The sequence below is a fragment of the Labilibaculum manganireducens genome (assembly GCF_963665805.2).
Taxonomy (GTDB): Bacteria; Bacteroidota; Bacteroidia; order Bacteroidales; family Marinifilaceae; genus Labilibaculum; species Labilibaculum manganireducens.
In genome coordinates this window covers 4417825-4430348 of record NZ_CAXXEE010000003.1, presented here as the reverse complement: position 1 = coordinate 4430348, position 12524 = coordinate 4417825, and the positions used below count along the sequence as shown (strand labels likewise).

Here is a 12524-nt window from a genome sequence, read left to right as displayed (position 1 = left end):
TATAGAAACTTATACTAAAATATTGTGAAAGTAATCGAAACGCATATTGTTCCAGAGGGTATAGGCGATATTCGTTTGCAGGATTATGCTCCTTCTGTTTTTGTTTCAGTTTCATCTCATCAGGGAATGAAAAAGGCAATAAAGAAGGGGATGGTACTGGTGAATGGAGTTGTTGCAAAAACTGGTTTGTGGGTAGAATCAGGGCAACGAATTGACATGTGTGATTTGGAATTGCCTCCGGCAAAGGTATTTGAATTGGAACTCGAGGTAATTTATGAAGATGAGCATATTGCTGTGATTAATAAACCTGCCGGCATTTCGGTAAGTGGAAATTTATTTCGTACTATACAGAATACTTTGCCGTTTAATTTAAAGCTTTCAACATGTATTGATGCTTTGACGGTTTTTCGTCCGGTTCATCGTTTGGATAATCCTACTTGTGGATTGTTATTGATAGCAAAAACATCCCATGCAATTAAGTGCTTAGGAGCGCAATTCGAAAATAGAACTGTCAGCAAGCAATATACAGCAGTAGTTATCGGCAGTTTGCCTGATAAAGGTAAGGTTGATATGCCTGTTGATGGTAAGGATGCGGTTAGTTCATTTCAGGTGATTCAAAGAAATAATTCGATTCGCAATCAAACCTTAAATATGGTTCATTTGTTTCCAAAAACAGGAAGAACTCATCAGTTGAGAATTCATATGGCAGGAATGGGAACTCCAATTTTGGGTGATAAACTATATGGAAGTGAAGGTGAGATTTTGCGCAGGAAAGGATTGTTCCTGTGCGCAACAGGGCTTCAGTTTCATCATCCGGTTACAAACGAGAAGATGGATATATCGATAGATCCACCTTATAAGTTCGGCCGTTTTATGGAGATGGAAGAAAAACGATGGGAGAAATACAAAGACGATTTTAATCTGGTGTAATTTTACTCATAGAATGCTTCGATTCCTGGATACCCAAACTTTTTCTTTGCCATTTCAGGAGGAAATATCATATACTGTACCTCGGCTTCAGAGCAGACTTTTCCATTTTCATCCAATATTTCTGCATGAATGTTCGCAAATTTCTTTTCTTGAGAAATCAATTGAGCCCGCACTGTCAGCAATCCTTTATCTGTAAAAGCAGAGCTTCTGAATTTTGCATTTAAGGCTGTGGTTACTCCACTGGTTTGGCATTTTACAAATACTACCCAGCAAGCAATTTCATCAAGAATTGTAGTCTGAACTCCTCCGTGCAATACATTTTTGAAACCCGACAAATGAGCTTTCGGATTCCAGTGTGAGACAATAAAATTGCCATCTTCGAAGAATTCCATTTGCAAACCTTGTTCATTTTTTGAGGAGCAGCCAAAGCAGTTTCCATTTTCGGTTTCAATATAAGGATTGATTATTTTTTTCATGCTTATTGAATTTGGGGTTCGAAAGTAAGAAAGGATTCTTTAATTGCGAAATTATTGCCGATGTATAAATGAACAAAGCGAAGGAGTGCAACAAACTTGTCGTGCAATTCATTTAATTATCGGTCTTAAAAACGAAATTTGAGGAGTAATTTGATTTCTGATTTTGTGTCGCCATTGATTTCTGAATTGCCGGAGCCTATGCTTGTTTGGTTGGAATATTTTGTTTGAGAATATCTCGCGTATAATTTAAGATGCCTGTTTAATTCCCAGTTAAAATTGATGTAAAAACGACTTCCTTTTAGATAGCAGGCGGGCACGGAGTAGGCGTAAAGAATGTCATTTTCGTACGCGTAAATTCTCGAATTAAAAGAATCTGTGTCGAATAAAGCGTAACGAAGATTCAGGGAAATAGGTTTGTTTGTAAAGTGATAGATTAAATCCTGATAAAGGAGATAACCATTTTCAATGATATTTTCCTTTTGGTATTGTGAGATTTCAATTCGGTTTCTAATTTCCCAATTCTCATTCAGTTTTGCCGATAAATGAAGACGGTATTGATTTTTCTTCTGGTCGACCAGACTTTTGATAACACCTGAGCTGTCGTTTTCTGGTTTGCTTTCCTGCTTGTACCTAAAATAAACCGAAACCGAATTGTTAGGAGTAAATTCAAGTTGTGAGAAATATTCATGTCCTTCACTGGGCGAGTTGGCTGAATATCTCAGCCATGGAAATTCGAACTGATCGTAATAAGCTTTTAGCGTCCATTTTGGATAAGGATGAAATTCTACGCCCATGTAAAAACCTTCTTCGTTTTGAGTTTTACTTTGTTCTGCAAATGCATTCGAGAATAAGGCATGATAATCCGGATCGTATTTTCGGTAGATCAGTTCGAAGTTAAGCTGTGGGTGAGCCTGTATATTTGCCCCTTGCAAAAGGGCCTTGCCTCCGGATTTGCTTTGAGCTATTTCTCCGTATAAGTGTATCGATCGAAATTGAGTTTCGTAGTAAAGACTAATATTACGGTTGTCACTTCCCTTAAGGCCGTAAAAATTGTAAGCAGCATCGGTTCCTTTTATTTCAGGTGTATATTTAGATTGCAGAAAAGATATTCCCAGTTCTATCTTTTTCAGATTGGCTGATAAATAGGAGCCAAAAATCATTTCTTCCAATTTGTGTTTTTTTTCAAATTCGCTGGAATTTCTATGAAAGCCTGTGTTTACAATGCTGGATATAAAAGGTTTTATGGAATCGGATTGAAGAGTGCCGTCTTTCTTTTTGTAGGAGGTGAACAGCGCAAAATTTACATTTTTAAGAGGTTCTAATAGTAACGATATGCCACGATGAAACTGGTTTTCATCAGTAGATTTATAGCTTTTAATTCCTTGAGATTTATATGCGTTATGGGTTGTTAAAGAGGATTTGCCACCTCCCAATCCAGACCAAATGCTCAGTCCTTGTCCAAATTTGATCTGATAATCACCAAGATTTACTTGTTTTAAAATCCCTTTGGAATTGTATTGAATGTAGGCTGAGTAAAAATCGAAACCATTCTTATTTTTTGCTTCAAAAAACGGTTCTCCTTTGTCTTTTTCGGAGGTGAAACCAAAAGAGACATTTTTTTCAGGAGATGTATATTGGTAGCGCGAATAATATTTCCATGGGTTTCCAAGATATCTTGAGTTTGTATTTTCAGTAGTGTAGCCTTTTTCTTCCTCAATTGTTCTTTCTGATTTTAAAAGTAGAATGTGCTTTGCTTTTTTTCTTCTGCTGAGAGTGTCTTGTGCCATTTGTTTTAGACTAACAAATGGAGCAATGGTTCGAATAGTTTCCGATGAAAATCCGGGTATTAGCTGTAATTCATAAAGACTAAATATTTGGCCGGTACTTTCTCTGTATTTAATGAAATTGGCGATTTGATTTTTATTGAGAATAAACAGCTTGTTAAGATCACTTTCATTCGCACTATTTAAATTTATTGGATCAGTTAAAAGGATGTTTAATTCGTCGAGCAGATTCGAGTAATCCAAATCTTCTTCGCTTTGTTCTGCAATTGATTCAATTAAATTTTCAATCAAATCATTTTGTGACGCTGTATTTTGTGATTTGGTTATTAGTGCGCAGCAAAGTAAACACAAGAGGATTATTAAATGTTTTGAGGAATTCATGCGCACAAACTAAAAGGTTATATTGATATCAGCCGAAGGAGTATAACCCAACACCGGATGCCGGGAAAAGGAAATGTTGGCTTTCACAATTTTAAAAGAAAATCCCATTCCCATGCTGATTGAATTCGGATGATTGTAGACTCCTGCGCGTAGAGATATTTTTTCAGTTATTTCGTATTCAATGCCAAATTTGCTTCTCATATCATGATCCAAATCCTTTTCAATTTCAGAGGTGATAATCGTTTGATCGGACAACTTCCACGAAAGACCAAATCTTGCAGTACAGGGAATTTTATCTTCATAATCTGCAGTGGTGAAATTTGTTTGACTTGGGTTGAAAATATGAAAGCCTAAGTAAATATCAGGAAATATTTCTGCGAGAATTCCAGCTTCGAATGTGTATTTGCTCTGTGATCCGTAGGATTGATTCAATTCTTGTCGGATTTGATCAAATTGCAATCCTGCCCAAAAGTGTTTCCCTAAAGCACGGGAATAAGCGATACCAATTTTGGTTTCTTTATATAGATTAAAACCAAATTGTGTATAAGTCATGCTGAAAGTTCCCAGTTGAGTCGGATAGTTAAAATGAAATGCTTTCGTGCTTAGTTCTTTTACTTCAAACCGATTTTCGTAGTACGCTCCAAAAGATTTTTCATCCAATTTTGCCAGTATTGCCTGATTGTGGAAACCTGCCCAAATATCTAATAATGCAACACTTGAATTTCCCATTGCATGCGAGCGGGCACCAGCTAAATGATTTTCATTTGATGCGAATAAATGAATTGGGAGTAAAAGAAGAAGAAGCAGATACGTTTTTTTCATCCTGAGATTATTGTCCAAGTCATAGAAAGAGTAAATGAACACCTTTTCTCTTATGATCATTATCTGTTTCGAAATAATTTTAATGTATTGATACTCTTGAATCTATGAAATAATATTATTGCTGAAAATAGTAATTGTGTGATCTTATAAGCACTGATTGTTTGTTATAAGCTGAATTGCATTGTTTAAATGTTAATCAGAATTACATCGGTGATAAATATAATAAAAAAAACCACAAAATAGAATTATGTTTTGTGGTTTTATTTTTAAATTTTTATTTTGTTTCCTAATTGGTCTTGAATTCGTATTTGACAGAAGATAATTCTTCGTTCGCTTTAACGATTTTTTCTTTAAGACTTTCTTTAAACGCGATAACATCTTTTTGTAATTCGCTATCCCCTATGGCAAGCATTTGTCCGGCAAGAATACCTGCATTCATAGCACCGTTAATGCCAACTGTTGCAACAGGAATTCCCGGAGGCATTTGAGCAATACTTAAAAGCGCATCCATACCATCTAAGGATGCATTGATTGGTACTCCAATTACCGGTACTGGTGTCATTGCAGCAATTACACCAGGCAGATGTGCTGCCATTCCTGCTCCGGCAATAATGGCTTTTATTCCACGATCGAATGCTCCTTTGGCAAATTTTTCAACTTCTTCAGGTGTTCTGTGAGCAGATAATGCATGAATCTCGAAAGGGATTTTGAAGTCGTTTAAGACTTTGGCGGCTTTTTCCATAACCGGAAGGTCAGATGTACTTCCCATTATGATACTTACTTTTGCTTTCATATGGTTTTATTCGTGGATTTGGTAAATAAAATGACAAAAAATTGTACTTTTGCAGCAAAAATTAAGGAATTGTTTTAATTCCAATGTTGCTTGCATTGTTGACTATTTTTTCAAACGTAAAATTGAAAAAAAAATATGTATGTAGCACTGTGGAATTGGAACATTTTTTATTTCTGTTTTTTTAGAGTGAGACATATTTATTTTACGATATTTTAGGGCATTGCCTTAAACGCCCGATATTTCAAGGGAAATCTTGTTGGGGGAAATCGGACAACTAAGACAAAAATTGAATCAATGAAAACTGTAAAACTTCTGGATCGAGAATTTAGAGTGTCTATTCCTTCTGAGGATATTGACAATGTAATTGCCGAAATGGCTGAAAAAATGAATAAGGATCTTGCTGGGACCAATCCTTTATTTATTTGTATTTTAAATGGTTCTTTCATGTTTGCATCAGATTTGATGAAGCAGATAACTGTTGAAAATGCTCAGATTACTTTTATGAGATTGTCCTCATACGATGGAATGGGAACAACTGGGAAAGTGAAAAAACTAATGGGTTTTACAGAAGATTTAAAAGACAGAACGGTTGTGTTGTTGGAAGATATTGTTGATACAGGAATTACGATCACAAATACACTGGAACAAATTAAAGATTACGAAGCCAAAGAAGTTTTGATTGCAACCATGTTGTTTAAACCAGATGCTTTGATTCGTGATGTGAAATTAAATTACGTAGGTATGGAAATACCGAATGATTTTATTGTTGGAAGAGGATTGGATTACGATGGAATGGGTAGAAACCTTCCGGATGTGTATACTGTAATTGAAAAGTAAATGTTGAACATTGTTTTGTTTGGACCTCCAGGTTCGGGAAAAGGAACTCAATCTAAGTTGCTTCAGAAAAAATATGGGTTGATTCACCTTTCTACAGGCGATGTGTGCAGAGAAGAAATTAAGCAGGCAACACCCGAAGGATTGGAAGCGAAAAGATTGATTGATGGAGGAAATTTTTTTCCGGATAAATTAGCTTATCGAATTGTTGAGAAATTTTTAGACAGCAATATAGAAGCAAAGGGTTTTGTATACGATGGCATGCCGCGTCACGAAGGTCAGATTGATGTGTTTGACGGAATGCTTGCTAAAAGGGACAGTGTTGTTGATATAGTTATCGAATTAAAAGTGGAAGAAGAAGAATTAATTCAACGGCTTTTAAAAAGAGGCGAATCTTCCGGTCGGCCGGATGATTCAGGAAGAGAAGTAATTGAAAAACGCCTTCGGATTTATGAAGATGTTACTGCTCCGATTGCAAAGCGGTATAAAGAAAAAGGTGTATATCACTCTCTCGATGCAATAGGATCATTAGATGATGTACTTGAACGAATTAGCTTATTGCTGGAAAAATGTTTAGCGGGACAATTAGTTCCTGTTGAAGTACAATAGATTAAAAATATATATTATGGCTGGGTCTAATTTTGTTGATTACGTAAAAATATTTTGTCGTTCGGGTGCAGGAGGTGCCGGGTCAACTCACCTTTTCAGGGATAAGTTGACAATGACCGGTGGACCGGATGGTGGTGATGGTGGCCGGGGAGGACATGTTATCATACGTGCAAACAAGCAGCTTTGGACTCTGGTGCATTTAAAATACAGTCGCCACGTCTTTTCTGGTGATGGAGGCGATGGTGGACAGAGCCGAAGTACAGGTAAGGAAGGAGGGGATAAGGTGATTGAGGTGCCATTGGGTACTGTTGCCCGCGATGCTGAAACCGGTGAAGTTATTTTTGATGTAACCGAAGATGGTGAAGAGAAAATCTTAGTGAAAGGTGGTCGTGGAGGTCTTGGAAACTGGAATTTCAGATCTTCAACAAATCAAACACCTCGTTATGCTCAAAGCGGAGAAGAAAGAGTGGAACGACCGGTAATACTAGAATTAAAGGTTCTTGCAGATGTTGGTTTAGTTGGTTTTCCAAGTGTAGGTAAATCTACCTTGCTTTCTGTAGTATCTGCGGCAAAACCTAAAATTGCTGATTATCCTTTTACCACATTGGTTCCTAATTTAGGTATCGTGTCTTACCGTGATAATCGCTCATTTGTGATGGCAGATATTCCTGGTATTATTGAAGGTGCTCACGAAGGGCGTGGACTTGGATTGCGGTTTTTACGGCACATTGAGAGAAATTCGGTTCTTCTGTTTATGGTAGCTGCCGATAGCGACGACATTCATAATGAATACAAAATTCTGTTGAACGAACTAAAACAGTTTAATCCGGAACTTCTGGACAAACAGAGATTGCTGGCAATTACAAAATCAGATATGTTGGATCAGGAGTTGATTGATGAGATGAAACAGGATTTACCTGAAATACCTCATGTTTTTATTTCTTCAGTGGCTCAAAAAGGACTTACCGAATTAAAAGATATGCTTTGGAAAGCTATTAACGAGTAATAGCTTTTACAGCATTAAAATAACTTAGGGCTTCTTTCTCCAATTACTGATGAGAAAGAAGCTTTTTTTACATCAGTAATTTTGCATTGTTTTCAATTCTTCCAGTGTTTATTTTCTTTATTCCTTTGTCTTTCTTTTGATTTAGCAAAACTAAAAAAAAAGGCAATAGTCAATACAATTAAGTTTTTTAGATTGAATTTTATTTGTGTTTGTTCTGAATTACTGGGTATTGCAATATCTTTTTTCATTGATTTTTAGGGAAATAGGAATGGCTTTATTTCCGGAATATTGCTTTAAGTAAGGGCATTTCAACAGGCTGTTGATAAACTACTTCCTAACGAATGGTTCTTTTAACTATATTTGTAAAAACGCGATTTTTCATGACTGCAAAATATTCTGAAGACTCAATCCGCACATTAGATTGGAAAGAACACATTCGCAAACGCCCTGGTATGTATATCGGGAAACTTGGCGATGGATCTTCTCATGATGACGGTATTTATATTTTATTGAAAGAAGTAATTGATAACTCAATTGATGAGTTTGCTATGGGAGTGGGCAAATCAATCGAAGTTAGTATTACAGACAGGAACGTAACTGTTCGTGATTTTGGCCGGGGTATTCCCCTAGGGAAGTTAATTGATGTAACTTCTAAAATGAATACAGGAGCAAAATACGATTCTGAAGTATTTAAAAAATCCGTAGGTCTTAATGGAGTGGGGATAAAGGCCGTAAATGCCTTGTCCGATCAGTTTATTATTGAATCTTTTCGCGAAGGAGAGGTTAAGAAAGCTGTTTTCTCAAGAGGTGTTCTTGTTGAGGAAAATGACATTCAGCCTACCGAGGAAAAAAATGGTGTGAAAATTGTTTTTCATCCTGACGAGGAGTTGTTTTTAAATTATCGGTTTATTTCGGAATATATAGAAACACTGCTTAAAAACTACGTTTATCTAAACGCAGGACTGTCTATTTACTTTAATGGTCAAAGATTCTTTTCGAAAAATGGATTGCTTGATCTTTTGAATGAGAATATGAATTCGGAAGGATTATATGATATCATTCATTTGAAAGGTGAGGATATCGAAGTTGCTATGACCCATGGCAGACAGTATGGCGAAGAGTACTATTCTTTTGTAAACGGACAGCATACAACGCAAGGGGGAACTCACCTTGCTGCATTTAGAGAAGCCTTGGTGAAAGGGATTCGGGATTTCTTTAAAAAGGATTTTGATACATCAGATATCAGGACTTCTATTATATCAGCAATTAGTATTAAAGTACAGGAGCCGGTTTTTGAATCACAAACGAAAACAAAATTGGGTTCTAAAGATATAGGTCCGGAAGGACCGTCTGTTCGGAATTTTATAATGGATTTCGTGACTTCTAATTTGGATAATTATCTGCATAAAAACCCAAGTGTAGCCGAGGCTATTCTCCAGAAAATTATTGAGTCAGAAAAAGAGCGAAAGGCCATTTCAGGCATAAAAAAAATTGCCAAAGAACGAGCAAAAACAGCCAGCTTACACAATAAAAAATTACGTGATTGCCGGGTTCATTTTGATACAAAACACGAACAAAAATCAGAAGCTTCTCTTTTTATTACCGAGGGAGATTCGGCAAGTGGATCAATCACCAAATCCAGGGATGTAAATACTCAGGCTGTTTTTAGTTTAAAAGGGAAACCTTTAAATACATATGGATTAACGAAAAAGATTGTTTACGAGAATGAAGAATTCAATCTGTTGCAGGCAGCATTAAATATCGAGGATGGATTGGAAGGTCTGCGCTATAACAATGTGATTATTGCAACCGATGCCGATGTAGATGGAATGCATATTCGTTTGTTGTTGATTACTTTCTTTCTGCAGTTTTTCCCTGATGTTGTTAGAAGCGGACATTTGTATATTTTACAAACACCGCTGTTTCGCGTTCGGAATAAAAAAATAACTCATTATTGTTACTCCGAAGAGGAAAGAGTGAAGGCAATGAAAAGTGTTGGTGCTAACCCTGAAATAACCCGATTTAAAGGTTTAGGTGAAATCTCACCAAGTGAATTTAAACACTTTATTGGTAAAGACATCAGGCTTGATCCTGTTGTGATGAAGAAAGATGATTCTGTTCCGGACATGCTGGAATTCTACATGGGAAAAAATACTCCTTTAAGACAAGAATTTATCATCGGTAATCTTCATATTGAAAGAGATGAGCTTTAAGCAAATTTCATCAATCGATTTTTTAGAACTAAATAAACCCAAATACCTCTATGAGTAACGACGAGACAAATGGTATGGAAATCCCAGAGGAAATGGATAATGATGTGAATGGCGTGCACTCCGAAACAATGAGGAATGTGACATATCTTTCAGGGATGTATCAAAATTGGTTTCTGGATTATGCATCCTATGTGATTTTAGAACGAGCTGTACCCTATATAAATGATGGGTTAAAGCCTGTTCAGAGAAGAATTTTGCATGCCATGAAGCAACTGGATGATGGGCGATACAATAAGGTAGCCAATATTATTGGTAACACCATGCAGTATCATCCTCATGGCGATGCTTCAATTGGAGATGCGCTGGTTCAGCTGGGACAAAAAGATTTGTTGATTGATATGCAGGGAAACTGGGGAAATATTCTTACCGGTGATTCTGCCGCTGCACCAAGATATATTGAAGCACGTTTATCCAAATTTGCTTTGGAGGTTCTTTTTAATCCAAAAACAACCAATTGGAAACAATCTTACGACGGGCGTAACAAAGAACCAATAACGCTTCCGGTAAAATTTCCATTATTATTGGCGCAAGGGGTAGAAGGTATTGCGGTTGGACTGGCATCCAAAATTTTACCACATAATTTCAACGAATTAATTGATGCTTGTGTGTCCTACCTGAGTGGTGAGGAGTTTGAACTTTATCCGGATTTCCCAACAGCTGGATTGGTTGAAGTAAGCCGTTACAATGATGGTTTGCGTGGTGGTGCGGTGAAAGTGAGAGCTAGAATTGAAAAGTTCGATAACCGGACTCTTAAAATCACGGAAATCCCATTTGGAAAAACAACATCAAGCGTAATTGAATCCATTATCAAAGCAAATGATAAAGGGAAAATTAAGATCAAAAAGATTGATGACAATACGGCTGAATTTGTAGAAATCCAGATTCATTTGGCCAATGGTATTTCTTCTGATAATACCATTGATGCTCTTTATGCTTTTACAGATTGTGAAATTTCTATTTCTCCCAATTCATGTATTGTTGAGAATGATAAACCGAAATTTATTGGTGTTGCCGAAATTTTAAGACGGGCTGCCGATAATACGGTTGCTTTACTGAAACTCGAGCTTGAAATACGCAAAAATGAACTCGAAGAGTCATGGCATTATGCTTCTTTGGAGCGAATTTTTATTGAAAACAGAATCTATCGGGACATTGAGGAGTGTGAAACATGGGAAGAGGTTATTGAAACCATCGATACTGGTTTAAAACCCTTTACGGCACACTTAATGCGTGCTGTAACCCGTGATGATGTTGTACGGTTGACTGAGATTAAAATTAAAAGAATTTCTAAATTCGATATTAATAAAGCCAAGGATTTTATTCAATCTATTGAAGATGAGATAGCGGAAATCGAAGTTCATTTGGCAAATATTATTCCTTTCACAATCAGGTACTATAAATCCATAAAGAAAAAATATGGAATTGGGCGGGAAAGAAAAACTGAAATTAGAAGTTTCGAAAATATTGTAGCAACCAAAGTAGTGGTTGCCAACGAAAAATTATACGTTAACAGAGAGGAAGGCTTTATTGGAACAGGTCTGAAGAAGGATGAGTACATCTGTGATTGTTCTGATATCGATGACATTATTGTGATTAGAAAAGACGGTACTTATTTTGTGACCAAGGTTGCTGATAAGTGTTTTGTTGGAAAGAACCTGCTGCACATTGCAGTGTTCAGAAAGAACGATAAAAGAACTATTTATAATGTAGCTTATCGGGATGGCAAGGCTGGAAACTCTTACGTAAAACGTTTTTCTGTTACCAGTATTACTCGTGACAAGGAGTACGATATCACCAAATCTACCGATGGTTCACGAATTCTGTACTTTAGTGCGAATCCAAATGGTGAGGCTGAAGTTATTCGCGTTGTTTTAAAGCCAAAGGCTCGTTTGAAAAAAACAGTTTTTGAATTTGATTTTGCTGAATTGGCTGTTAAGGGACGAGCTTCAATGGGGAATATATTATCCAGAAATGATGTTCATAAGATTACTCTGAAACAAGAAGGGGTTTCTACTTTGGGGGGACGAAAAATATGGTTTGATCCGGATGTTTTACGTATAAATACAGATCAAAGAGGTGATTTTATTGGCGAATTTACAGGAGATGACAAAATTCTTGTTGTAACAAGAGCATCATCGTTTCATTTTACAAGCTTCGATTTAAGCAATCACTATCCTGATAACATCAGTATTATTGAAAAATACGACGATGAAAAAATTTGGTCTGCTGTCTTTTTTGATGCTGATCAGGATTATTACTACCTAAAACGCTTTACCATGGAAGGAAATGGTAAAGAGGTAAGTTTCTTAGGTGAAAATCCTGCTAACAGACTTGTTTGCTTAACCGATGAGCAGTATCCAAGATTCGAAATTTCATATGGTGGCAAAAATGAAGACCGGCCTAATGAAATTGTAGATGGAGATGAGTTTATAGGTGTAAAATCATACAAAGCAAGAGGAAAAAGATTATCAATTTACGAAATTTCTGAAATCAAAGAAATTGAGCCTTTACCTCGCGAAGAGGAAGATGAAAATATTGAAGATGTTGAAGGCGTTGAGGTTGATGATAACGATGAAAATAATCAAGATTAATTTTCTTTTCAGCGAATTCTTATTC

10 protein-coding genes are annotated in these 12524 nt (G+C 36.4%); 6 read left to right on the top strand and 4 right to left on the bottom strand.

Features of this window, described 5'->3' with window-relative positions; genetic code table 11:
• The first annotated feature begins 24 nt into the window (after nt 1–24).
• On the top strand, nt 25–930 hold the full coding sequence (locus tag ACHZAX_RS17335) for an RluA family pseudouridine synthase (protein ID WP_320019973.1): 906 nt from the start codon (nt 25–27) through the stop codon (nt 928–930).
• Between the two features lie 2 nt (nt 931–932).
• Here the strand turns inward: ACHZAX_RS17335 and ACHZAX_RS17330 are convergent, their stop codons facing one another.
• The 4 genes from ACHZAX_RS17330 to purE all read right to left on the bottom strand — a co-directional run bounded on the left by ACHZAX_RS17330 (nt 933) and on the right by purE (nt 5186).
• Nucleotides 933–1406 (bottom strand): PaaI family thioesterase, encoded by a 474-nt coding sequence (locus tag ACHZAX_RS17330; RefSeq protein WP_101308037.1) that lies wholly within the window; start codon nt 1404–1406, stop codon nt 933–935.
• A 125-nt stretch (nt 1407–1531) separates the two neighbouring features.
• On the bottom strand, nt 1532–3481 hold the full coding sequence (locus ACHZAX_RS17325) for a helix-hairpin-helix domain-containing protein (RefSeq protein WP_320019972.1): 1950 nt from the start codon (nt 3479–3481) through the stop codon (nt 1532–1534).
• 99 nt (nt 3482–3580) lie between these two features.
• On the bottom strand, nt 3581–4393 hold the full coding sequence (locus tag ACHZAX_RS17320; protein WP_320019971.1) for a PorV/PorQ family protein: 813 nt from the start codon (nt 4391–4393) through the stop codon (nt 3581–3583).
• A gap of 286 nt (nt 4394–4679) precedes the next feature.
• Nucleotides 4680–5186 carry a 5-(carboxyamino)imidazole ribonucleotide mutase gene (gene purE, locus ACHZAX_RS17315; RefSeq protein WP_101308040.1) on the bottom strand — a complete coding sequence of 169 codons (507 nt, stop codon included), beginning with the start codon at nt 5184–5186 and terminating at the stop codon, nt 4680–4682.
• A gap of 294 nt (nt 5187–5480) precedes the next feature.
• On the opposite strand from purE, the gene hpt reads away from it, so the two are divergent.
• The 5 genes from hpt to ACHZAX_RS17290 all read left to right on the top strand — a co-directional run bounded on the left by hpt (nt 5481) and on the right by ACHZAX_RS17290 (nt 12499).
• Nucleotides 5481–6023, top strand: a complete 543-nt coding sequence (gene hpt / locus ACHZAX_RS17310; RefSeq protein ID WP_101308041.1) for a hypoxanthine phosphoribosyltransferase — start codon at nt 5481–5483, stop codon at nt 6021–6023.
• The gene (locus ACHZAX_RS17305) at nt 6024–6629 is read left to right on the top strand and encodes an adenylate kinase (protein WP_320019970.1); all 606 of its coding nucleotides are present in this window, start codon (nt 6024–6026) and stop codon (nt 6627–6629) included.
• Between the two features lie 16 nt (nt 6630–6645).
• Nucleotides 6646–7635 (top strand): GTPase ObgE, encoded by a 990-nt coding sequence (gene obgE, locus ACHZAX_RS17300; RefSeq protein WP_320019969.1) that lies wholly within the window; start codon nt 6646–6648, stop codon nt 7633–7635.
• A gap of 380 nt (nt 7636–8015) precedes the next feature.
• Complete coding sequence (locus ACHZAX_RS17295; protein ID WP_101308044.1) at nt 8016–9848, top strand: DNA topoisomerase IV subunit B; 1833 nt, start codon at nt 8016–8018, stop codon at nt 9846–9848.
• A 50-nt stretch (nt 9849–9898) separates the two neighbouring features.
• On the top strand, nt 9899–12499 hold the full coding sequence (locus tag ACHZAX_RS17290; RefSeq protein WP_320019968.1) for a DNA gyrase/topoisomerase IV subunit A: 2601 nt from the start codon (nt 9899–9901) through the stop codon (nt 12497–12499).
• Nucleotides 12500–12524 lie beyond the last annotated feature (25 nt).